Source organism: Longimicrobium sp., assembly GCF_048594345.1.
GTDB lineage: Bacteria > Gemmatimonadota > Gemmatimonadetes > Longimicrobiales > Longimicrobiaceae > Longimicrobium.
Genome location: NZ_JBMDXM010000048.1, coordinates 1 through 23760 on the forward strand (window position 1 = coordinate 1; position 23760 = coordinate 23760).

At 70.0% G+C, this 23760-nt stretch carries 13 protein-coding genes and 1 riboswitch; of the genes, 6 read left to right on the forward strand and 7 right to left on the reverse strand.

The annotated features are described in order from the left end of the window. The first annotated feature begins 595 nt into the window (after positions 1-595). Positions 596-2818 (forward strand): ATP-binding protein, encoded by a 2223-nt coding sequence (locus tag ACOJUJ_RS05465; RefSeq protein ID WP_420125841.1) that lies wholly within the window; start codon positions 596-598, stop codon positions 2816-2818. A 137-nt stretch (positions 2819-2955) separates the two neighbouring features. Here ACOJUJ_RS05465 and aceA read toward each other — a convergent pair whose 3' ends face one another. Both aceA and aceB read right to left on the reverse strand, forming a co-directional pair. Then, positions 2956-4239, reverse strand: a complete 1284-nt coding sequence (gene aceA / locus ACOJUJ_RS05470) for an isocitrate lyase (RefSeq protein WP_420125842.1) — start codon at positions 4237-4239, stop codon at positions 2956-2958. Positions 4240-4345: 106 nt separating this feature from the next. Further along, positions 4346-5980, reverse strand: coding sequence for a malate synthase A (gene aceB / locus ACOJUJ_RS05475; RefSeq protein ID WP_420125843.1), 1635 nt, complete (start codon positions 5978-5980; stop codon positions 4346-4348). Between the two features lie 567 nt (positions 5981-6547). Further along, positions 6548-6645, forward strand: a riboswitch (cyclic di-GMP riboswitch). Between the two features lie 11 nt (positions 6646-6656). On the opposite strand from aceB, the gene ACOJUJ_RS05480 reads away from it, so the two are divergent. Then, the gene (locus ACOJUJ_RS05480; protein WP_420125844.1) at positions 6657-7664 is read left to right on the forward strand and encodes a glycoside hydrolase family 6 protein; all 1008 of its coding nucleotides are present in this window, start codon (positions 6657-6659) and stop codon (positions 7662-7664) included. Between the two features lie 391 nt (positions 7665-8055). Then, a complete protein-coding gene (locus ACOJUJ_RS05485; protein WP_420125845.1) occupies positions 8056-9180 on the forward strand; it encodes an MGDG synthase family glycosyltransferase in 1125 nt (374 codons plus the stop codon). Positions 9181-9813: 633 nt separating this feature from the next. Here ACOJUJ_RS05485 and ACOJUJ_RS05490 read toward each other — a convergent pair. From ACOJUJ_RS05490 to ACOJUJ_RS05510, 5 genes are all read right to left on the reverse strand, one after another. Continuing rightward, entirely contained in the window at positions 9814-11397 is a 1584-nt protein-coding gene (locus ACOJUJ_RS05490; protein WP_420125846.1) for an HD domain-containing protein, read from the reverse strand. Positions 11398-11811: 414 nt separating this feature from the next. Further along, the gene (locus ACOJUJ_RS05495; protein WP_420125847.1) at positions 11812-12201 is read right to left on the reverse strand and encodes a hypothetical protein; all 390 of its coding nucleotides are present in this window, start codon (positions 12199-12201) and stop codon (positions 11812-11814) included. Between the two features lie 153 nt (positions 12202-12354). Beyond that, complete coding sequence (locus ACOJUJ_RS05500; RefSeq protein WP_420125848.1) at positions 12355-13134, reverse strand: hypothetical protein; 780 nt, start codon at positions 13132-13134, stop codon at positions 12355-12357. Between the two features lie 171 nt (positions 13135-13305). Next, positions 13306-18669 (reverse strand): DUF3320 domain-containing protein, encoded by a 5364-nt coding sequence (locus tag ACOJUJ_RS05505; RefSeq protein WP_420125849.1) that lies wholly within the window; start codon positions 18667-18669, stop codon positions 13306-13308. 154 nt (positions 18670-18823) lie between these two features. Then, on the reverse strand, positions 18824-20143 hold the full coding sequence (locus ACOJUJ_RS05510; RefSeq protein WP_420125850.1) for an acetamidase/formamidase family protein: 1320 nt from the start codon (positions 20141-20143) through the stop codon (positions 18824-18826). A gap of 463 nt (positions 20144-20606) precedes the next feature. Here ACOJUJ_RS05510 and ACOJUJ_RS05515 point away from each other — a divergent pair, with 463 nt between their 5' ends. The 3 genes from ACOJUJ_RS05515 to recF all read left to right on the forward strand — a co-directional run bounded on the left by ACOJUJ_RS05515 (position 20607) and on the right by recF (position 23567). After that, positions 20607-21431 carry an enoyl-CoA hydratase-related protein gene (locus ACOJUJ_RS05515; protein WP_420125851.1) on the forward strand — a complete coding sequence of 275 codons (825 nt, stop codon included), beginning with the start codon at positions 20607-20609 and terminating at the stop codon, positions 21429-21431. 95 nt (positions 21432-21526) lie between these two features. Further along, positions 21527-22078, forward strand: a complete 552-nt coding sequence (locus ACOJUJ_RS05520) for a methylated-DNA--[protein]-cysteine S-methyltransferase (protein WP_420125852.1) — start codon at positions 21527-21529, stop codon at positions 22076-22078. A 358-nt stretch (positions 22079-22436) separates the two neighbouring features. Then, on the forward strand, positions 22437-23567 hold the full coding sequence (gene recF, locus ACOJUJ_RS05525; RefSeq protein WP_420125853.1) for a DNA replication/repair protein RecF: 1131 nt from the start codon (positions 22437-22439) through the stop codon (positions 23565-23567). Positions 23568-23760 lie beyond the last annotated feature (193 nt).

Sequence of the window (23760 nt, forward strand, 5' to 3'; positions counted from 1 at the left end):
CCGACGGTAGGCCCCTCCCCCGGCCCATCCCCGTTCGTTCCTCACGGTGAGGGGATAATTCGTCCCGGTTCGTTTGCCGCCGGAGCCCACCGCACCTTCCCAAACGCCAACCCCGCCCCCGATGTTGGGGGTGGGGTCGACCGCCGTTGCTAGGAACGCGCAAAAGGCCGGTCGGGGGAGAGGGCCCGTCCGGAGCGGGTGGCGCTTCGACATGCATCGAACTGGCGCCCGACGGGGTGCCCCTCCCCCGGCCCCGCCCCCGGCCCCTCCCCGTTCGTTCCTCACGGAGAGGGGAGAAGTCGATCCCACCGCGACAAAGCCGTCCGCGCCGCGATCCCAGCCGCAGCACCTCATCCCCTGCCCGCACCACCCCTCCCCCGAAGTTGGGGGAGGGGTCGACCACCGCTGCGAGGAACGAGCAAAAGGCCGGTCGGGGGAGAGGGCCCCCGCAGGTCGCACGTCTACGTCCAGCTCCGCCGGATTGTGACGAGGCCGGAGCGACGGCATCGGTTTTTGCGTAAGAGCCTCCGCGCCCGGTGTTTGCCGACGCAAACGCCCCTGGGCAGGAAAGACATCGCAGCGGAGGCGGGCAGGGATGACGGGGAGGGAGCACGACGGCGCGCCCGGGTTCGCGCCGCAACACGCCGTGCCCGGTGCGGGCGCACGGGCCGGGAACGCCGATCCGCTGTTCGACGGCCCGGGCGAGATGCGCGCCCGCTGCCGCGCGACCGACTGGGCCGCCACGCCGATGGGCCCCTCCGCCGCGTGGCCGCCGGCGCTGCGCGCCGCCGTGCGGCTGATGCTGGCGACACCGGTGGCCACCTGCCTGTGGTGCCTGCCCGCGTACACCCTGATCTACAACGACACCTACCGCCGCATCCTGGGCGCCAAGCACCCCGCGCTGGGCCGGTCTGGCTACCAGGTGTGGGACGAGCTGTGGCCCGCGCTGGAGGCGCAGTTCGAAGGCGTGCGCGCCGGCGGCGACGCCGTGTACCTGGACGAGGCGCTGCTCACCATGGAGCGGCTGGAGGGCGGGGCCAGCGAGGACGCGTGGTTCACCTACTCGCTCAGCGCACTCAACGACGAGAACGGCACCTGCCTGGCCGTCTACAATCTGGCTGTCGAGATCACCGAAAAGGTGTACGCACGGCAGGTCGTGGTCCGGGTCACCGAGCAGCTGCAGGACCAGCAGGTAGAGCTGGAGCTCAGCAACCAGCAGCTGCAGGACAACGCCGTGGAGCTGGAGGCCGCCAACGACGAGCTGCAGGCCATTGCCGCCGAGCTGGAGGAGCGCACCGCCGAGGCCGAGGCGGAGCGCGCGCGCACCCTCTCCGTTCTGGAGAGCATGTCCGACGCGCACTTTACCATGGACGGCGGCTTTCGCATCCTCACCATGAACCGGGCGATGGAGCGTTCGCTGAACGCCCCGCGCGAAGCCTTCGTGGGGCGCGACTTCTGGGAGGCGTTCCCCGGCACCGTGGGCACGGCCGTGGACACCAACTATCATCGGGTGGTCACGGATGGCGTGGAGGTGCACTGGACGCAGCAGTACAAGGACGACTTTTACGACCGCGACGTAGAGGTCGACGCATACCCCACCCCGGACGGCGGCGTCGCGGTCTTCTGGCGCGAGGTCACCGAGCGGATGCGGCTGATCAAGGCGCTGGGGGTGGAGCGGGCGCGGCTGGAAGAGGTATTCCGCGTGGCTCCCAGCTTTATCGTCGCCTATCGCGGGCCGGAGCAGGTGTACGAATTCGTGAACGAGGCCTACTACCAGCTGGTGGGGCACCGCGAGCTCCTGGGCAAGCCGCTGCTGGACGCGCTGCCCGAGGTTCGTGGCCAGGGCTTCGAGGAGCTGCTGGAGCGTGTGCGCCAGACCGGCGAGCCCTGGGTGGGGCACGAGACGCCCGCGCAGCTGCAGCGCACCCCCGGCGGCCCGCTGGAAACGCGCTACCTGGACATGGTGTTTCAGCCCCTGGCCGAGGCCGACGGCACCCGCACCGGCGTGGTGGCGCACGGAAACGACGTGACCGACCAGGTGCTGGCGCGGCGCGAGGTGGAGCGGCTGCTGGAGGAAAGCGAGCGGGCGCGCGGCGAGGCCGAGGCCGCCCGGGCCGAGGCCGAAGCGGCCAACCGCGGGAAAAGCGAGTTTCTGGCGGTGATGAGCCACGAGCTGCGCACCCCGCTCAACGCCATCGGGGGATACGCGGAACTGCTGGAGATGGGGATCCGCGGCCCGGTCACGCCCCAGCAGGCCGATGACCTGCGGCGCATACAGAACAGCCAGCGGCACCTGCTGGGGCTGATCAACGAGGTGCTGAACTACGCCAAGATCGAAACCGGCAGCGTGCACTACGACGTGGCCGACGTCCCCGTGCGCGAGGCGCTGGCCGCCGCCGAGTCGCTGGTGGCGCCGCAGGCCCGCGCCAAGGGCCTGGCCCTGGGCGTGGGCGACGGCGCCCCCTCCGTCACCGCCCGCGCGGACGCCGAGAAGCTGCGGCAGATCCTGGTGAACCTGCTCTCCAACGCCATCAAGTTCACCGATCGCGGCGGCCGCGTCGAGATCTCGTGCCAGCGCCTGGACGGCCGCGTGCGCGTGGACGTGCGCGACACGGGCGTCGGCATTCCGACCGAGAAGCTGGAGGCCATCTTCGACCCCTTTGTGCAGGTGCGTGCCGACCTCACCCGCCCGCACGAGGGTACCGGCCTGGGCCTGGCCATCAGCCGTGACCTGGCCCGCGGCATGGGCGGCGACCTCACCGTCGCCAGCAGCCCCGGCGAGGGAAGCACCTTCACTCTCACGCTGCCTGCGGCTTGATGTACGTCAAAAGATAAAAGAGGATTGGGGTACAGAGGAACAGAGAGCAAAAGAGAGATACAGAGGAATGCGGGGTCGCGATTTCCTCTGTATCTCTGGCTTTCTCTGTTCCTCTGTACCCTTCCTCGGTTTCTTCGTCAGGCGAACTGGGCTTGCTCGGTGGAGCCTTCCAGCGCCGCCGTCGACGCCTGCCCGGCGGTGACCGTCATCAGCACCTGATCGAAGTAGCCGGCGCCCACTTCGCGCTGGTGCTTCGTCGCCGTGTAGCCGGCGCCCTCCAGCCCGAACTCCTGCTCCTGAAGCTGCACGTAGGCGGACATCCCCTGTTCGCCGTACGCCTGCGCCAGGTTGAAGGTGTGCAGGTTGATCAGGTGCCACCCGGCCAGCGTGATGAACTGAAAGCGGTACCCCATCTGGCCCAGCTCGCGCTGGAACTTCTGGATGGTGTCCGCGTCCAGGTGCTTGCTCCAGTTGAAGCTGGGCGAGCAGTTGTACGCCAGCATCTTGCCCGGGAACTCCGCGTGCACCGCGTCGGCAAAGCGGCGCGCCTCGTCCAGGTCGGGCGTGCTGGTCTCCATCCACAGCAGGTCCGCGTACGGCGCGTACGACTTTGCCCTCGCGATGGCCGACTCGATGCCGCCGCGCACGCGAAAGTACCCCTCCGCCGTGCGCTCGCCGGTAATGAACTCGCGGTCGCGCTCGTCCACGTCGCTGGTGAGCAGCGTGGCGCTGTCGGCGTCGGTACGGGCGATGATCAGCGTGGGGATGTCGAGCACGTCCGCCGCCAGCCGCGCCGCGATCAGCGTCCGCTCGAACTGCGAGGTGGGGACCAGCACCTTGCCGCCCAGGTGGCCGCACTTCTTTTCCGAGGCCAGCTGGTCCTCAAAGTGCACCCCCGCCGCGCCCGCCTCGATCATCGACCTGGTCAGCTCAAAGGCGTGCAGCGGCCCGCCGAAGCCGGCCTCCGCGTCGGCAACGATCGGCACCATCCAGTCGCGCTGGGCCTCGCCTTTTTCCGCCCACTCCACCTGGTCGGCCCGCTGCAGCGCGTTGTTCAGGCGCTTGACCACCGCGGGGACGCTGTTGCTGGGATACAGAGACTGGTCGGGGTACGTCTGCCCGCTCAGGTTGTTGTCGCCCGCCACCTGCCAGCCGCTCAGGTAGATGGCCTGCAGCCCGCCCTTGACCATCTGCACCGCCTGGGCGCCCGTCAGCGCGCCAAAGGTGCGCACCGGCTCGTCGCCGTGCAGCGCCTTCCACAGCCGCTCGGCGCCGTGGCGGGCGATGGTGTTCTCCACCAGCAGCGATCCGCGCAGCCGCACCACCTCTTCGGCCGTGTAGGGGCGGGTGATGCCCTCCCAGCGGGCATCCGTCATCCACTTGATGTTCAGGTCCTTGACCTGCGCGTCGAAGCTCTCCATCGGTCTCGTCTCCTTCTCGAAGGGTCTGCCCCGGCGCGTCTGCCGGAAAAGTGCGTGAGTGCGTGAGTGCGGAAGTGCATCAGCACTTCTCCCTATTCCCTGTTCCCTACTGTCCCGAGCATCGCCCGCCGTCCAGCATCTGGTACGCGGGGATGGTGAGGAACGGGATGAACTCGGCGCCCAGCACCAGTTCGTCCAGCAGCTCGCGCGCGGCCTCCAGGCAGCGCGGATCCTCGCGCTGGGCGCTCAGCGTCTCCATCTCCGCGTCGCGCAGGCGCGTGTAGTCGTCGGGGGTAAAGAAGCCGTCCCCGTCGCCGTCGTCCTGGATCGGCGAGCGGTGGCGGATCCACTGCCACAGCTGGGCCCGGCTGATCTCGGCCGTGGCGGCGTCTTCCATCAGGTTGTGCAGCGCGGCCGCGCCGTTGCCCATCAGCCACTGCTCGATGTACTGCAGCGCCACGTTCACGTTCAGCCGCGCGCCGGCTTCCGTGATCTGCCCGCCCACGATCCCCGTCTGCAGAAGCTCGTGCGGAGCGACGTCCACATCTTCCCGCTTGACGTCCTTCTGGTTGGGCTTGTCGGCCAGAACCTTGTCGAACTCCGCGCGCGCCACCGGCACCAGGTCCGGGTGCGCCACCCAGGTGCCGTCAAAGCCCTGCCCCGCCTCGCGCGACTTGTCCTCGCGCACCCTGGCCATCGCCTTGTCGTTCACCTCGGCGTCGCGGCGGCTGGGGATGAACGCGGCCATGCCGCCCATGGCGTGCGCGCCGCGGCGGTGGCAGGTCTTTACCAGCAGCTCGGCGTACGCCTTCATGAACGGCACCGTCATCGTCACCTGCACCCGATCCGGAAGCACAAAGTCGCCGCGGCTGCGGAACTTTTTGATGACGCTGAAGATGTAGTCCCACCGGCCGGCGTTGAGCCCCGCGGCGTGATCGCGCAGCTCGTACAGGATCTCGTCCATCTCGAACGCGGCCAGAATGGTCTCGATGAGCACCGTGGCGCGGATGGTCCCGTGCGGAATCCCCAGTTCCCGCTGGGCCGCCGTGAACACGTCGTTCCACAGCCGCGCCTCCCGATGGCTTTCCAGCTTGGGGAGATAGAAGTATGGCCCGCTGCCGCGATCCAGCAGCTCCCGGGCGTTGTGGAAAAAGAACAGGCCAAAGTCGAACAGCGACGCGCTGACCGGCTCGCCGTCCACCAGCACGTGGCGCTCCGGCAGGTGCCACCCGCGCGGGCGGACGATGAGCACCGCCGTCGTTTCCTTGAGCCGGTACTGCTTTTCGCCGGCGTCCAGCGAAAGCGTGCGGCGCACGGCGTCCATCAGGTTGGCCTGCCCATCCAGCACGTTGCGCCAGGTGGGCGAAAGCGCGTCCTCAAAGTCGGCCATGAAGCAGCTTGCCCCCGAGTTGAGGGCGTTGATCACCATCTTGGCGTCGGTGGGCCCGGTGATCTCCACGCGCCGGTCCTGCAGGTCCGCGGGGGTGGGCGCCACCGTCCAGTCGCCGTCGCGCACGTCCGCCGTCTCGTCCAGGAACGAGGGCTCGCCGTCGGCGTCCAGCCACACCTGGCGCTCGTCGCGGGCGCGCAGCAGCTCCATGCGCGTGGCGTTGAAGCGCCGGTGCAGCCCGGCCACGAACTCCAGCGCTTGGGGGGTGAGCACCCGCGCCGTGGTGTCGTTGTCCTCGCCCAGCACCTGAACGCCCTGCACCTCGGGCGCCTCTTGCTGTACTGCCGACATGCGGGTGTCCTTTCCGTCTCACGTGGTTCACGCCTCCCGGCCGCCTCCCCAGGCCGGGCCCGCCAGCCCGTACGCCCGCGTTCGCCGGCGGCGCGAACGCGGTAGACCGTTCTGTCTAGCAACACTGATTCCATGAGCACTGCTCACAGGCCGCAGGATGCCGATCGCCACGCTTTCTGTATGGTAGCGCGCGTGTGGCGGGGAGATCGTAGCCGCTGAGTTCACGTTGCGCCGACCAGCATCGAACTGGCGTCCGCCGGCGCCCCCCCTCTCCCGGCCTCTCCCCCCCGAACTGCAGGGGGGAGAGGAGATCCCGCTTCGACAAGGTGCGTCGCACCTCCCTCCCCACCCTCTTTGTGGGGAAGGCTGGGGAGGGGGGCGCCCGCTGCTCGCGCTGCGTCTTCCGAATTGGCTCCGATGCCTTCCTTGAGCAGTTCGCTCGCTGCTACAGGATCAGCGGAAACCCCTTGATCCATCCCGCACAAGTCGTTAGCTTGCTTGCACTTGAAAGAGCGCCGCCCCTGCTGGCTCCAGCGGATGCGGCGACCCGGCCTCCCGGCCGGGCACCTTCGACAACGGCAAACCCGTAGAGATACGGGGACGCAAAGCCACGGGCCTTCCGTGGGCGCCTGCACAGGCGCCGCAAAGGCAGCCGGGCTACCGAAGAGGTGAACCCATGCGAGAGATCCGCTCCGGCGCCCTGACGGGTGCCGCCCGTCCCTCCGTTCGCCGCCTTGCCCCCGCGCTGCTGGTCGCGCTGGGTACCCTGGCCGCCACTCCGCGCACCGCTGTCGCCGCCGACACCGATCCGGTCAACCCGATCGCACGGGCGCACTTTTACGTAAATCCGGGTACCCACGCCGCGCGGCAGGCCGCCGACTGGCGCCGTTCGCGCCCCCAGGACGCCGCGCTCATGGAGCGCATTGCCCGGCAACCGCAGGCCACCTGGTTTGGCGAATGGAACCGCGACGTGCGCGCGGACGTGAACGGGCTGGTGAGCGCCGCCACGGCGCAGGGCGCGGTGCCCGTGCTGGTGGCGTACAACATCCCCCAGCGCGACTGCGGGCAGCACTCCGCCGGCGGCTCGCGCGGCGCCGACGGCTACCGCCGCTGGATTCGCGCCTTTGCCGCGGGGATCGGCGGCCGCCGCGCCGTCGTCATCCTGGAGCCCGACGCGACGATGGTGACCGACTGCCTGAGCGCGGAGCGCCGCGCCGAGCGGTTCCGCCTGCTGGGCGAGGCGGTGGATGCGCTCAAGGCCGCGGGCGCCACGGTGTACCTGGACGCCGGCAGCCCCACGTTCGGCCGGCACGACGAGATGGCGGAGCGGCTGCAGGCGGCGGGGATCGAGCGGGCGGACGGGTTTGCGCTCAACGTCTCCAACTTTATCGCCACCCCGCGCGCCATTGCCGCGGGCGAGCAGCTTTCGCGGCGCGTGGGCGGCAAGCACTTCGTCATCGACACCAGCCGCAACGGCGCGGGCACGGCCGACGGACACAACTGGTGCAACGCGCGGGGCCAGGCGCTGGGCCACGCGCCCACCACGCAGACCGGCCATCGCCTGGTGGACGCGTTTCTGTGGGTAAAGCACCCCGGCGAGAGCGACGGCACCTGCAACGGCGGCCCCGCCGCCGGCGGCTGGTGGGCCGACTACGCCCTTGGCCTGGCCCGCGCGGCGCGCTGATTCGCATCGTCTCATCCAGAATCGACTGAACCCCTCGCGGCACGGCGCCACGAGGGGTTCTTCGCGTCCTTCAAGCTCCGGCAAAAGATTGTCTCACGCAGAGTTACCAGAGTAAGCAGAGTTTTCTCGTGCCGCGCGACACGATTCGCGTTGCATCCACGGCTGCAGGATGAACGGGTGCGGCACGAAGGTCCGGCATCACACCAGAACCCAACTCTGCTCACTCTGGTGACTCTGCGTGAGACCATGCCGGCGCGGGATCGAAACGCGGCGATGGAAAGCACGGTCCTTGCTACGGGCCGGGGCAAAGACGGAAACTCTTCCCATCCTGTCGCCGTTCCCCTGGGGGAGATCTGGCTCTGCCCACGAGACCCCAGCTCCCAATGCTCCCATGAGCCGGCCGGCCGTCCTGATTGTTTCCGCCGCCAACGGCACCGGGCACATCCGCGCCGCCGACGCCGTGCGCGAGGCGTTCGCGGCGCGGGACCCCGACCTGTACGTGGAGCACATCGAACTGCTTTCCATCGCGCCGCGGTGGGTGCGCACGTTCTACGGCTCGCTGTTCGAGACCATGGTGTCGCGCGCGCCGCGGCTGTGGAAGGAGATCTACCGCTTTACCGACGGGGCCGACGCCAACCAGGCGCGCTGGGGCCCCGTGGCGCACCGCACCCTCTTTCGCGAGTTCCGGCGCCTGCTCAAGTCAGGCCCGTGGCGCGTGTGCCTGTGCACCCACTTTCTTCCCGCGCAGCTGGCGGCCGGCCGCTTTGGCCTTCCGCCGCTCGCCCTGGTGATCACCGACTTTGGCCTGCACCGCTTCTGGGTGCAGCGGGGCGTCGCGCAGTACTTTGTGGCGACGGACACCATGGCTACCGACCTGCGCCGCCGCCGGGTGCGCCGCAGCCGCATCGAGGTCACCGGCATCCCCATCGCCCCCGCCTTTTCGTGCGCGCCGTCGCGGACCGAGGCGCGCGCGGAGCTGGGGCTGGCCCAGGACCGGCCGGTGGCGCTGGTGATGGGCGGCGGGCTGGGGATTGGCGTAGAGGAGGGGACGGCGGCCGCGCTGCAGGCCACGCACCCCGCCGTGCAGATCGTCACCATCTGCGCAAAGAACGAGGCGGCGCGGGTGCGGCTCCTGTCCCTGGGCGTGCCGACGGAGCGGCTGCACGTGCTGGGCACCGTGCGGGGGATGGAGCGCTATCTGGCCGCCGCGGACGTGGTGGCGGGCAAGCCGGGCGGGCTGACGGTCAGCGAGACGCTTGCGGTGGGACGCCCCCTGCTCCTTACCCGCCCCATCCCCGGCGCCGAGGAGGTGAACACGCGCGCCGTGGTAGAAGAGGGTGCCGGCCTCTGCGCGTCGACGGAGCAGGAGATGCGCGACGCCTTTTACCGCGTGTTCGCCGAGCCCGGGCTACTGGAACGCCTGTCCGCCGAAGCGCGCCGCATCGGCCGCCCCCACGCCGCCCCCGACATCGCCGCCGCCATCCAGCGCGACTACTTCCCCCCGCGCGACGTGTGATCCCGAAATCCGCAAAGGACTGCGGCCGGAAGATCGCGTGATTCCGGGAAAGAACCGAGAAACCTCGGTTTTACCTCCAGAAGCGCGCTGTCATCCCGAGAGGATGAGGAACCTCAGTTGTTCCTCCAGAAGCAAACTGTCATCCCGAGAGAACGCGTAACCTCAGTGGTTCCTCCAGACGCGCACTGTCATCCCGAGAGGATGAGAACCTCAGTTGTTCCTCCAGAAGCACACTGTCATCCCGAGAGGATGAGTAACCTCAGTTGTTCCTCCAGAAGCACACCGTCATCCCGAGAGGATGAGTAACCTCAGTGGTTCCTCCAGAAGCACACTGTCATCCCGAGAGGATGAGTAACCTCAGTTGTTCCTTCAGAAGCACACTGTCATCCTGAGGGAGCGCACGCCTGAACTCTCATAGCCACAAGAGCTTGCGCGCGACCGAAGGATCTTTTTCGGGTCGCGACGGCTCAAGCCCCCGGGAGCTGTTCACGTCCTTTTGTCGTGCAGGCAACCTCCTTCGGTCGGCGCACAGGCGCCCGTGCAGACCCGTCAGAATCGAGCGCGTGCCTCGCTCAGAATTGACACCATCCGCTGGATTGTACGGGTGCTCTTTTCCGGCTTCCGCGTACACGCTCAACCCTCGCGGTCGCCGGCGACCTCTACCTCCAGGCCAAAGGTGTCGGTGAAGAGGCCGGATTTGCGGCGCAGGGCCCAGCGCTCCAGCAGCAGGTCGCCGGTGCCATCCAGCTCCAGCGTGAGCTTGCTCTTGCCGGCGGTGGCCTTGACCCCGCGCACCGCCTGCAGGTGCTCGCGGTCCAGCGCGTCGGCGATGCGGAGGATGCTGGCCAGCTTGACCACCCGCTCGCGGTCTTCCGACTCCAGCCCCGTGTACGCCTCGTGGTGCACCGCGGGAACGCCCTTGCGGTGGTAGCGCGCCACGTTGGCGATCACCGCGATCTCCCGCGGCGTGAACTCGGGGATCTCGGACTGGGAGATGACGTACAGCGAGTGCTTGTGGTGCTTCTTGTGGCCGATGAAGATGCCCACGTCGTGCAGCACCGCCGCCGCCAGCAGCATCCGCCGGTCCACCGCGTCCAGCCGGTGCAGCTTCTGCAGCTGGTCGAAGAGCGAGCCGGCCAGCCGCGCCACGTGCTCCGCGTGCTGCTCGTTGAACAGGTAGCGCTTGCCCAGCGCCACCGCGCCCGCCAGCGCCTGCTTTTCCTTGCGGACCTCGTGCGCCTCGTGCTTGGTCAGGTCGTCCACCAGGTCTACCAGCACGCCGTCCTTTAGCCCCACGGCGGGGACCAGGATGGCGCTCACCCCGGCCAGCGTGGCCACCCGCTCGTAGACCATGGCCGCGGGAAGGATGACGTCCGCGCGGTCCTCGCGCAGCCCCAGCTGCTCCACCCGCTGGCGAAACGAAAGCCGCGACAGCTTTTCGATGGCCGCGCGCAGCTCCGTCAGCGGCAGCGACGCCACCTTGCCGCGCCCCGGCTCGGCGCCCACCAGCTTGGCCAGCGCCTCGATGTTGCCGCCCGTCGCCACCAGCCCCGCGGGGTTCCACTGCTGGGCGATCACGGGAATGCGCAGCGTGGCCGCGTACTCCTCCAGCAGCCGCTGAAAACGCCCCGGCTCCTCGCCGGACACGGCCAGCTCCTCCAGCAGCCGCACCGACCCCATGGTGTGCGACTCGCTCCACAGGATGGTGCTCTGGTCCACCAGCGACACCTCCACGCTGCCGCCGCCCAAATCCACCAGCAGCCACTTCTTTCGCCCGAACGGCACCTGCGCCTTGACCGCCTCGTACACCAGGCGCGCCTCTTCGCTGCCGGTGATCACCTCAAGCTCGATCTCCGTCTCGCGCCGCACGCGCGCCACGAACTCCTCGCCGTTGCGGCTTTCGCGGGTGGCGCTGGTGGCCACCGCGCGGTAGTGGCGAATGCCCAGCGCCTCCATCTGCAGGCGGAACATGGCGATGGTCTGCACCGCCGCCTCCATGGCCCCGCGCGCCAGCTTGCCGGAGAGGAACACCTCGTGCCCCAGCCGTACCGGCTCGCGCAACTCGGCCAGCACCTGGTACTTGCCGGGCGCGGTGAACTCCGCGGCCAGAAAGCGGATGGCGTTGGAGCCCACGTCGATGCCGCCCACGCGCAGCGGAAACGGGGGCGGCGCCTGGTCGGCGGACTGGGCCTTGGTACGGGTCAGCAGCTGGATCATCGGCACGCGCTGGGGTTGGGGATCGCGCCGGCGGGCAGGCGCAAGGCGCGGACCGCGGCGCGGGTGAGCGGGTGAGCGGGTGAACGGGTGAACGGGTGAACGGGTGTGATGGTGTGATGGTGTGATGGTGTGATGGATGCCCCGGTTGCGGACGCGCAGCCGCCTGGAACGCCGCACACCGCCCGGCCGCCGAGTCTGCGCAGGCAGACTTTGCGATTTTCCAGCGGCGAATTCATTCGCTCCCGGGGGGAGGCGGCACGCCACCGTAGGAAACGCCCCGGTTGCGGACGCACGGATGCCCGGAGCGAAGCCAGCGGAACACACCTGGGGCAACGGCACGCAGCCAGTCTCCACACGCAAAAGCCCGCCTCCTGCTGGGAGACGGGCTTCCGTCGTTGTCATCCGACCGAAAGGCTACTTGCGGCTGCGCTTGCGCGCGGGTGCCCAGCCTTCCTCCGAGGCGTACTCCTCTTCCAGGCGGCGCAGGAGAAAGCGCTCCATGTCATCCGCATACGCGCCGGCCTTGCGGGTGCCGCGGATGGCGTCGAACACCTCGCGCACGGCGGCGGTGGCCTCTTCCATTCCGCGCGGCAGCAGCAGCTTCAACTGGCCGGCGGTGGGGACGGTGGCCCGCTCCTTGGCCTGCAGCGCCTGCCGCTCGTTGTACAGCTGCCCCATGGCCCGCAGACTTCGCTGGTGCGGGCGCTCGGTGGTGCCGTTTACGTACTTGCGCAGCGCCTCGTGCCCAAGCCCTACCCGTGCCGCCACGTCGCGTAAGGACGTGTCGAGCACGAGCTGGTGCATGAAGGCACGCAGCGTCTCGATGGGCACATGGCGCCACGCATCGTCCTGCGCGGGGGCCCGGCCACTTTGTCTAGGTTCGGTGGGTGGACACTCGGGATTGTACGCACCGGCCCGGCTCCGCGCAAGGCGTCATGTCACATCACGCCGGATCGGCTACAATGCCGGCGGGGTTGGCGCCGGGTCCGCGTGCAGGGGCACGGCGGCGCCGGCATCGCTGCCGGGGGCGGCGCTGAGCTGCGGGGCAGCGGACGCTGCGGGCTGCGGGGCGCCCAGGAGCACGCGGACGCGGGCGGCGACCTGCTCCATCTGAGCCTCGCGCTCCAGCGCCCAGCCGGGCAGACGGAGCGCGTTGTAGGCGAGCGCCGCGCCGCCCATGGCCGACATCATCAGCGGGACGAAGAGCTCGGCCCCCAGCCCGCCTCGCAGAAAGAACACCACTACCCACAGCAGCGCGAACACCAGGCCGAACGCACCCATCTGGTTGAGTCCCGCGGCGTCGCCCTTTTGGGTCCCCAGCCGCAGGCGGTAGCCCGTAAGCGTGGGCTCTACGTACGCGTGCAGGTTGCCGTTGTGCCACTCGCGAACGTCCTCGCGCGAGCCCAGCCGGCCGCGCGCGCCAAACGTCTCGCGCAGGTCGGCGACGATCATCTCCCACTCGCGGTCGGTGGGCGCACGCGGCAGGTCCACCGTCTGGCCCACGGCAACCGGCATCCCCAGGGTTGTGCGGCGAACCGCGCCGCGCCGCATCTCCACCGCCGCCGCGGCCTCGGCGATGCGCTCGGGCGACAGCCCCGCCTCGCCGCCGATGGACTGCAGCTCCGCCAGCGTGAACCCCTCCGCCCGCGCAAGCGTGGTGGATTTGGGCGCCGGCCGCGCAGCGGCCTCGAAGATCTCCGCGACCTCATCCTCGCGGTACGTACGCTCGTCGGGCATTTCTCACGTCACCTTCGGGGTGAATCTCGCGCCGCATCGGTCCATCGAATATCGGCGCCTGCGCCGGGCCCGTCAAAACCGTTGGGACCCTTGTGGCGCGTGCTGACGAATACGGCGCGACGGTGGGTAAAGATTCCACCAGGCGCCAGCCGTTCCCGTCGTACAAACCGGCTACACGGCCGGCGCCGGCGGCGCGGACTCCACGCGCAGGCGGATGCCGGTGCTGGCTTCGCCGCAGGTGCCGTCGGCGAGCAGGGCGTCGAGGGCGGCGCCGATGGCCTCCTCCAGCTTCGCGTTCAGTCGGCTGAAGCCGAGCAGGGCGCGCACCTCCGCCATCAGCTCCTTGCGCGGCAGGCCGCCGCGAACGCGCAGCACGGCCAGCGCGGCCTCGCGATACTCCTCGGGGGCTATGCGCTCCGCCGGGATCTTGGTGTCGCGGCGCGAGCGGACGATGACGGCGCCGTCCGGGGCCCAGATGAAGTCGCCGCGGCGCACCAGGATGCCCTGCGCCGCGGCCGCGTCGACGGCGTGGGCGATGCGCGCGGTAATGCGCACGCCGGTGCGCGCCAGGCCCCACATGGCGGCGACGCGCGTCCCCACGTCGTCCGCGTGCACGGGCGCCTCGGCATCCACCACCTCGCGCAGGGCGGAGAGCAGCAGCGACTGCGGGCTGGCCAGGATGTCCGTCCCCGCCCAGCGCGGCGTGACGTCCGTCATCACGTACGGCTGCGCGGGGATGGTGGCGGGTTCGCCGGCTGGCGGCGGAGCGGGCGCGGCGGCATCCGCATCGCTGACGATCTTTTCGATGCGCACCTGCTCGCGCTGCTCGGCCTGTTGGCTGCGCGCCTCGGCATCCGCTTCCCGGCCCGCGGCGGCTTCGCGGGCGTGGATGCGGGAGGCGTCGATCAGCTTCATCAATCGCTCGATCTGCCCCTCGCGGTCCTTGAACCAGTCGGTGGACCACAGCCGGTGGATCTGCCAGCCGCGCGCCTCCAGCACCTGCTGCCGCAGCCGGTCGCGGTCGCGCGCGGTCTCGCTGGCGTGGTAGGCCACGCCGTCGCACTCGATGCCGCACACGTAGCGGCCGGGCATCTCGTCATCCACCACCGCCATGTCGATGCGGTAGCCGGCGGCGCCCACCTGCGCCTGCAGCGTGACGCCGCGCTTCGCAAGCTCCTCCATCACCTGCCGCTCGAACTCGGACTCCGCATCCGCCGCAAGCGTGGCGCTGGCGCTCTGCAGGGTGCCGCGCTCGGCGTAGAGCAGAAACTCGCGCAGCAGGGCGGGGCCGCGTGACGTGGCGGACGAGGGGTTGATGTCGTCGCCCTTCATCGACGAAAAGACGATCATGCGGCGCCGCGCCCGCGTCGTGAGCACGTTCAGGCGCCGCCAACCGTTTTCGCCGTTGATGGGGCCAAAGTTGTGGCGCAGCCGCCCGTCGCGCCCCCTGGCGTAGGTGACGCTGAGAAGGATGACGTCGCGCTCGTCGCCCTGGATGTTCTCCAGGTTCTTGACGAAGAACGGCTCGGCGCGGTCGCGGGCAAAGAACGGCTCCAGCGACGGATCCTGCCGGCGGCGCAGCTCCAGCTCGTCCTGGATCTGCAGCTGCTGGCGCAGGTTGAAGGTGCCCACGCCCAGGCTGACCTCCGGCTCCGTCCTCGCGTGGCGCACCACCTCGTCCACCACGCGGCGTGCCTCGACGGCGTTCAGCCCCTTGCCCTCGTACACGCCGTCCGCAACGTACTCGAACGAGAGGCCGGAGGCGCCGCTCGCCGCGTCCACGCTGGGGAAGGTGAACAGGTCGGCCTCGTAGAACGACACGTTGCTGAAGGTGATGAGCGACTCGTGCGCGCTGCGGTAGTGCCAGCGCAGCCGCGTCTTGGGCACGCCCGCGCCCAGGAACTCCTCCAGCACGCTCTCCGTGTCCTCGAACAGCGGCGTGCCGTCTTCTCCCAGCTCGGCGGTGGCCTGGCCGCTCATCACGGAAAAGAAGTTGGTGGGCGGCAGCTGGCGCGGATCGCCCACGACCACCAGCCGCGCGCCGCGGACGATGGACCCCACCGCGTCCTCGGACGGCAGCTGGCTGGCCTCGTCAAAGATGACGACGTCGAACGAGGGCGCACCGCCGTCCAGGAGCTGCGCGACGGTCAGCGGGCTCATCATGAAGCAGGGTTTGATGGCGCGGATGGCCGCTCCGGCCTCGCGCAGAGTGCGGCGCAACGGGGCGTGGCGGCGCTCGCGGGCCATCTGCGCCTGCAGAAAGGGCATCGCCGCCTTGGCGGCGGGCTCGCGCAGCCGCGCCTGCACGGCGTCGCGTAGACGGACGGTAAGGGCGTCGCGGTTCTCGCGCAGGACGGCCTGGTCCAGCTCGCGGAACTCGGCGACGCGCTGCTCGTGCGGCATGGTGGCAAACTGCCGCAGCGGCTCGCGCTCCTGCACGGCGGCGGTGACCCACTTCTGGTGAAACGCGCGGCGAAAGGCGTTCGGCAGGTCGGCGAACGCGACCTCGCCGGCCAGCGCGGGGGCCAGCAGCTCGGCCGCGACGCCGGCGGCGACCTTCGCGCGCACCAGCTCGAACGCGGCCCAGCGCGGCGCCAGCGTCAGGCCCGTTTCCAGCGCGGCGGCACGCTCCGCGATCTCCGCCAGCGGCGCCGTAGCGAGATAATCCCCCGGCCACTCGGCAAGCGTGCGCAGGCCGGCGAGCGCGGCGGTGGCGGCTGTGGAGGCGGTGCGGAGCGCGTCGGCCAGCGCCACGTCGGGGCGGGGCTGCGTGGCCAGCTCCGCAGCGGCCTCGGCCAGGCGGTTCTCCACGCAGAGGGTGCGATACTCCACCACCCAGCGCACGTATCCATCCAGCGCGTCCCAATCCGACGACTCCCCCCGCCAGAGCGCCCCGAACAGCTCGCGGCCGACGGGATCCAGCGCATCCAGCGTGGTCCGCTCGCGCTTCAGCTCGTCGATGCGGCGCATCTCGGCGGCCTGATCGGTCAGCGAGCCGGTGTACGACGGCTGACGGTACGCCATCCACCGGCGTTTGGTCGCGCGATGCCTGCCGCTGAGAAAGTTGAGGAAGCGGAAGGGGCTGGCCTCTTTTTCCTCGATGAACTGCGCGTCCGCGGCGTGGTCCTGCTGCAGCGCGTCGGGGGTGAACCAGTGCGTCAGGCGGCGGTCCAGGTCGCTCACCCGGCGGCCACGCGCGATGAGCTCCACGGCCTGCGGCGGCGGCGCATTCCACTCCGCGCTGGTCAGCACGCCCAGCGGCGCGCCGGGCGAGCGCGCCAGGACGGCGGCCACGCGCACCGCGGTGTCCACGTCGGCAAAGGTGCGCAGCGGCGGCAGGCGGAGCGCGGATTCCACCGCGGCCGCCTGCTCCAGGGTCTGCGCCAGCGCGGCGCGAAGGGCGGCGATCAGCGTGCGCGCATCGTCCAGCTCGTCCTCCGGCCAGAGGGTGCGCCGCGAGTCGCGCCACGGGTGGTTGCGCACGTCGCCGGTTTCGTCCGCCGCCCTGGCCAGGTCCGCCAGCGCGCGCACGGCCTCGTCGAACTGCTCGCGGGTGATGGCGGTGACCGGCCGCTCCAGCTTGACGCGCGGGGCGTCGCGCAGCGCCATCAGCTCGCCGAAGCCGCGGTACGGCGTGAAGCCGGTGGGGCCGTACGGCGTGTGCACGGCCTGGGCGTATTCGGTGAGGGTGTGGCGCACGCCGCCCAGGCGGCTGGCGACGGACTCGCCCGGCTTCGGAGGCTGCAGCGAAGCGTCGAGCGAGCGGGCGATCTCCTTGACCACGGCGCGCTTGTTGGCCTTGGTGCTGTGCATCTCCAGGCAAAAGTCGCCCAGGCCGGCGCGCACCAGCCGCTCGTGCACCACGGAAAGCGCGGCCATCTTCTCGGCGACAAAGAGGACGGACTGGCCGCCGTGCAGCGCCTGCGCGATCAGGTTGGTGATGGTCTGCGACTTTCCCGTTCCCGGCGGCCCCTCCAGCACCAGGTCGTGCCCCCTGGACACGGCGGCGATGGCGCGCAGCTGGCTGCTGTCGGCATCCACCACCTGTGCGGTCTTCTCGGGCGGGAAATCCTCGTCCAGGTCCATCCGGCGCACGTCGTCGGGCAGGGCGGCGTAGCCGTCGCCGGTACGCGTGACCAGGCGGCGGACCAGGCGGTGGCCGGCAAAGGCGCCGCCGTTGGCCTCCAGGTCCTTGTACATCACGAACTTCTGGAAGGCGAACAGGCCCAGGTAGATCTCCGTGGTCACCTGCCAGCCCGCCTGGTTCTTCACGGCCTCGGTCACGGCGGCCAGGAACACCTGCAGGTCGTAGCTGTCGGGGATTTCCGCCGGGTCGGGGAGCAGCGGCAGCGCGATGCCAAAGTCGCGGCGCAGGTACTCGGCCAGCGCGGGGTTCAGGATGTAGTCGTCGTCGGTGACGGAAAGTGTGTAGCCCGCGCCGGCCGACGTGCGCGCCAGCGCGACGGGAAGGAGGACAAGCGGCGCGCGGAACACCTGCTCGGAATCTTTGGATTCCCAGTAGTGCAGCATCCCCAGCGCCAGAAAGAGCGTGTTTACGCCCTGCTCTTCCTGCGTCTCGCGCGCCTGCTCCTCGATTCGCCGCAGCGACACGTCCAGCTTGTCCGCGGGCGAGGTGGTCTGCAGCACGTCGTCGCGGTGCTTCGCGGCGAGCGCATCCGCCGCGTACGGCGTGAACACCGCGGCCGCCGCCAGCGCGTCGTCATCCTCCCCCAGATCGTCGAACCCGCCCGCCGCCGCGTTGTCCACGGCCGGGCTCCCCGTCACCGAAACATTGTTCCAGTTGACCCTGATCGACGCCTTCGCCACATCCCCAGGGTTGGCGGCGGCGAGGGAATCCAACGTATCTACCGAATCCGACGCATCTACCGGATCCGACGCATCTACCGGATCCGACGGATCTACCGGATCCGACGTATCTACCGGATCCGACGCATCTACCTGATCCGATGCATCCGACGAGGCAACATCCGCAGACACCTCAGGCACCGCGGAGTCCGCATCCGGATCAGAGGCGTCGTCGGCCGGCACATCGGCAAGCCCGCCACCAGGAGCGAATGAGTTCGCCGCTGGAAAATCGCGAAGTCCGCCTTCGCGGACTGTGTCGTCGGGGGTGTGGGGCGCAGCGGAGGCGGGGGGTTCGTCGGACAGCAGGTCGCCCTGCGCGGCAGAGGGCGGGAGAGTCGACGACGTGTCGGCGGCGACGGCGGGCGACGGCGCGACGACGGGTGACGGGGCGGATGCGGGGGATGCGGACGCGGCGGACGTGTTGTCGGCGGATGCGGGCGCGGGGGGCACGGCGGCCGCGAACTTCATCCGCTTTTCAAGCAGGTACAGACGGCGGAAGACCTCGGCGGGCTGCTCGTCCACGATGGCGACGGTGGACGTGCGAGTCATGCGGAAGTTGAGCGCACGATTGCGTTTGCTCAAATCCAGCAGCTTGCGCTTCCAGTTGTCCAGCGCCGCCGCGATGCGGGCATCGTCCGTGGACGCGGCGGGGGGGTGCGTGTCGCTCATGGCTTGCTGCGGCGGGAGACGTGGCCGGGTTCGACAGGGAAAATGCGTTTGGCGGGGCGCGGGTGACAAGCGGCGCGTGCGCGGTTCGTTCCCTATCGACTCGTATCCCCGCCGTCTCCCCGGCGCTTCGAAAGATGTCGATCTCGGCGAAGTGTCACCTCACTCCGTCGCGAGTGCGTGCGGGGAGCCCCGCAAGGCTGGCCTTTTCGAGCTTTGCGGCCACGCCGGCGTTTCTTCCGGCCAGCGTCACGATCTCGTAGTCGACCAGGGTGCCCAGCACCAGCGAGGCCTCCCGCAGGCTCAGCCCGTAGTCCTGCTCCAGCCACTGCGCCATCCCCGCCGTCGCGGACCGCACCGCATCATCCAGCGACCCTGCCTGGCCCACCGCCATGATGTGCGTGGCGGTTTCCACGCGCGGGGTGGCCAGCGGCCGCGCGGGCAGAACGTCCACGGTGAACTCCACGTCGAGCGACGTTTCCAGCGCCCACTGGGTGGTTTCGCCGTCGCCCTGCGCCGCGTGGCCGTCGCCCAGAAAGAGCAGGGCCCCGGGCCTGAACACGGGCAGATAGACCGTGGCGCCCTCCACGATCTCGTTGTAGTCCATGTTGCCGCCAAACCGGCCGCTGTCCCCCGCCGACGCGGCCGCAAACCCAAAGTCCGGCGCCACGCCGATCCCACCCAGCATGGGGCGCAGTGGTACCGTGAACCCCTTCAGGGGCTCGGGCGCGTTCTCCAGGCTGGCGACCCTCCGCTCGCGGTCCAGCCGCCACCGTACACGCTGGCCCAGACCGGCGGCCCGTGAGGCCAGCCCGGGCCCCATGGCGCGTCCCACGATGCCGTCCAGGCTCTCGGCGTGGTCGCGGTTCAGGCGCAGGCGCCGGATGTGGATGGCCAGCACGTCGCCGGGCTGCGCGGTGGCGATAAAGAACGGGCCCGTTTGCGGATTGCCGTACATCGCCCGCGTTGTGCCGTGCTGGTCGGCGCCGCCGGAATCCAGCGTGCGCGTGCTGACGGTGTCGCCCGGCCAGATCACCAGCACCGGCTCGCGCGCGGCGGTGAACTCGTTGGAGAAGGTGGCCGGCTCGAACCGGTGGCGACGGGGCGCGCCGTCCGGCCGCGCGGGGATCCGCCGGCCGGTGAACGCATGCCGCACGCGCTTCTGGGAATCGTTGATGTCGGGAAAGTCCGCGACGCCGGTGAGCACGCTGGCGCCTACCATGCCGCTGTAGCGATACGCCATTTCGCGGCTGTCGGTCGCGACAAAGGTGATGCTGTCGCCGTCGGCCCGCCCGGCGAGTGGCCAGCCGCCCAGCCGGCCTTCGATCACGGAGCCGCGGCGCTCAAGGCTCAGCATCTGGTGCTCGGCGTTCCCCCAGCGGTCCACGGTCAGCAGCCACACTTCCGGAGCTCCTTCCTGAGCATGGGCAAGGGTGGGGATGATGGAAAGCAGCACGGCCAGCAGCAGCGGTCGCATCCGGCACTCCGGGGAAAGGTGGGCACATCGTACGTGAATCCCATTGGAGCGCGACGAGGGGCAAAGGGTGGCATGCCGCGGCGTTGCCGGTTTTCCGCAGAGATCTGGTAGTCGTCGGCGATATACCGACAGGATGGTGCGGGATGGTGAGCCACCCCCCATCCCCGGCCCTTCCTCCGCAAACAGCGTGGGGGAAGGGAAAATCCGATCCCGCTACGGCAACCTCCACGCGCTGAACCGTCCAGGCGCGTCACCTCTCCCCATGCGGTTTACCGCACGTCAGGGGGAGAGGCTGGGAGAAAGAGGCGGCCGGGGCCGCGGTTCGACATCCCCCTTAAGCCGCTCCGGCCCCTCCGCCCCCCGGTCCCCGCGCCGTTGCCCGGCACCCCCCGCGCGCGTAGCTTGTCGCCGCGCCACGTTTGCGCTCACGCACGACCGCACTCACGCACTTTTTGCCCGTCCCATGGCCGAATACAGCAACATCACCCTCGAAGTCCAGGACCGCGTCGCCACGCTGTCCTTAAACCGGCCGGACAAGCTGAACGCGCTCAACGAGCAGACCATCCGCGAGCTTGGCCAGGCGATGGACGAGATCGCGTCGCGCGACGACGTGGGCGGCGTAATCCTGACGGGCGTGGGCGAAAAGGCGTTCGTCGCCGGCGCCGACATCGCCGAGCTGGCCACGATGGGGCCGGTGGATGGCATCGAGGTAAGCCGCCTGGGACAGCGCGTGTTCCGCCAGATCGAGCTTTCGCGCAAGCCGGTGATCGCCGCGGTGAACGGCTTTGCGCTGGGCGGCGGGTGCGAGCTGGCGCTGGCCTGCCACCTTCGCGTGGCCGGCGAGAACGCGCAGTTCGGACTGCCGGAGGTAAAGCTGGGCATCATCCCCGGCTATGGCGGCACCCTGCGCCTGCCGCGCATCGTGGGCAAGGGCCGCGCGCTGGAGCTCATGCTCACCGCGCAGTTCATCCGCGCCGACGAGGCGTACCGCATTGGCCTGGTCAACAAGGTGGTGCCCAAGCCGCAGGCGGCGGAGGGCGGCGAGGCTCCGTCGGCCAAGGACGCGCTGATGGCCGCCGCGCGGCAGATGATGACCACGATCCTGGCCAACGGTCCCATCGCCCTGGGCTTGGCCATCGAGTGCACCACGCGCGGGATGGAGATGTCGGTGGACGACGGCCTGGCGATGGAAAGCAACCTGTTCGGCCTGCTCGCCGCCACGACGGACATGCGCGAGGGCATGCAGGCGTTCCTGGACAAGCGCTCGGCCGCGTTCACGGGTCGCTGAACTGCAAGTGCGAAAGTGTGGGAGTGCGAAAGTGCGAAAGTGCGAAAGTGGTTCGCGCACGGGCGGCGCTCTCGTCCTGAACGGAGGGATGTGAGATGGTGAAATCCGCGGGAAGACGCGTGGGGCCGGGGATGACGCCGTCGTCGGCGGTAAAGCGGCTGCTGCTGCCGTCGCCGGTGGGGCCACTGTTCGTGGAGTACGACGAGGCGGCGGTGCGCCACATCCACTTCTGGCCGCAGGGCGCGCACCCGCCGGCGGGGACGCGCGTGGAGCCCACCCGCGACGATCCGCTGGGGTGGAAGGTCGCCCAGCAGCTGCGCGAGTACTTCGCGGGCACCCGCCGCGACTTTGACCTGCCGCTCGCGCCCGAGGGGACGGAGTTCCGCAAGCGCGTGTGGGATGCCCTGTGCCGCATTCCGTATGGCGAAACTCGCACGTACGGCGACGTGGCGGACGACATCGCCTGCCGCGCGCCGCGGGCCGTGGGCCAGGCCAACCGCAACAACCCCCTCCCCATCGTCATTCCCTGCCACCGCGTGACGGCGTCCGGCGGCGGCATTGGCGGATACGCAGGCCAGTGGGAAAAGGGCGAGGGGATGGACCGCAAGCGCTGGCTGCTGAAGCACGAAGGCGCGCCGGGGTTCTAGGCGTCGAGCGGATCGGCGTCGGTGGATCGGCGTCGACAACACGGCGGATGTGCGCGCAGGCGGAGATTCGAGGCGCGGAGTCGGGCTCCGAGCACCCGGCGACTGAAGTCGCGGCACCGAAAACGTGATGTCGGCCTTCGCCGACGGGTCCGGCACGGGCGGGTGCCGCGGAGTGCAGCGAGGATCCGGCAGGTGTGTTCCGCGTGGAACGCCACGTCCCGATGCAGTTTCCCCTCCCTCGCGAAGCGGCGCAAAGGGTCGGGGGAGGGAGCCCCCCGCCCGCGAGAAAATCGTCGTCCACGAGCAGGATCTCGCCCGCGCCCCACTTTCGCACTCTCGCACTTTCGCACTCTCGCACTTGTTCCTCTCCCGCCTGCACCTGCGCAACTACCGCAACTTCGCCGAGCAGGTGCTGGAGCTGCCGGCGCAGGGCGCCGCCATCGTGGGCGACAACGGACAGGGCAAGACCAACCTGCTTGAGGCCGTCTACTACCTGGAGATCTTTCGCTCCTTTCGAGGCGCCCCCGACGAGCAGCTGGTGCGATTCGGCGAGGACGTCTTTCGCGTCGAGGGGCGGCTGGAGGACGACGAGGGTCGCTCGCGCTCCGTATCCGCCGCGTTCGACCGGCGCGGGCGCAAGAAGAAGGTGGCCGTCAACAGCGCCGAGCCCGAGCGCCTGGGCGACGCCCTGGGCCAGGTGGGCGCCGTCATCTTCTCCCCCTCCGACGTGGAGCTGGTCAGCGGCGGGCCCGGGGGACGGCGGCGCTTCCTGGACATCGTCCTCTCGCTGGCGGAGCCGGGGTACCTCCACGCCCTGCAGCGCTACCGGCAGACGCTGTTTCAGCGCAATACGCTGCTGCGCAAGAACAGCCCGCGCGCCATGGTGGAGCTGTGGGACGCCGGGCTGGTGGCCGCCGGCAGCCGCGTGGCCGCCGCGCGCGCCGCCTGGGTTCGCGAGCACGCCAACAGCTTTGCCGAACACTACGCGCGCGTGGCCGGCGGGCACCCCGGGCACATGACGTACGCGTCGTCGGCGCCCGAGCTGGGCGAGGCCGCCACCCCGGCCGACATCGCCGCCGCCTTTGCCCAGGCGCTGGCAAAGAACGCCGACCGCGAGCAGCGGCGGGGAATGACGCTCGTGGGCCCGCACCGCGACGACCTGCGCTTCACCATCGGCGGCGTGGACGGCGGCGCGCTGGAGCTGCGGACGTACGGCAGCGGCGGCCAGCAGCGCACGGCCGCCATCGCCCTGCGGATGGTGGAGGCCGAGACCATCCACGCCGTGCGCGGCCGCGAGCCCATCATCCTGCTGGACGACGTGTTCGCCGAACTGGACCCCGGCCGCTCGCAGCGCATCGTGGACTGGATCGAGAACGAGGACGGCGGCGGGCAGGTCATCCTCACCTCCCCCAAGCCCACGGACTTCGAGCTGCGCGGCCAGCTGCTTCCCCGCTGGGGCATTCGCGACGGCGTGGTGCTGGCGGGGTGAACTGCTGAACGGCTGAACGGCGGGGGACAGGGGACAGCCGGCAACGGCGGGGCTGACGCCAGATCCGGGAAGCAATTGACTTCCTGAATCACTCGGCGCTGCGCGCACCATGCCGGATGAAAGCGGGTGTTTTAACCTCCCCCAGGGGTTTTTGGGGGAGGTGCGAGCCTCGGCGAGCGGAGGGGGCGTTCGC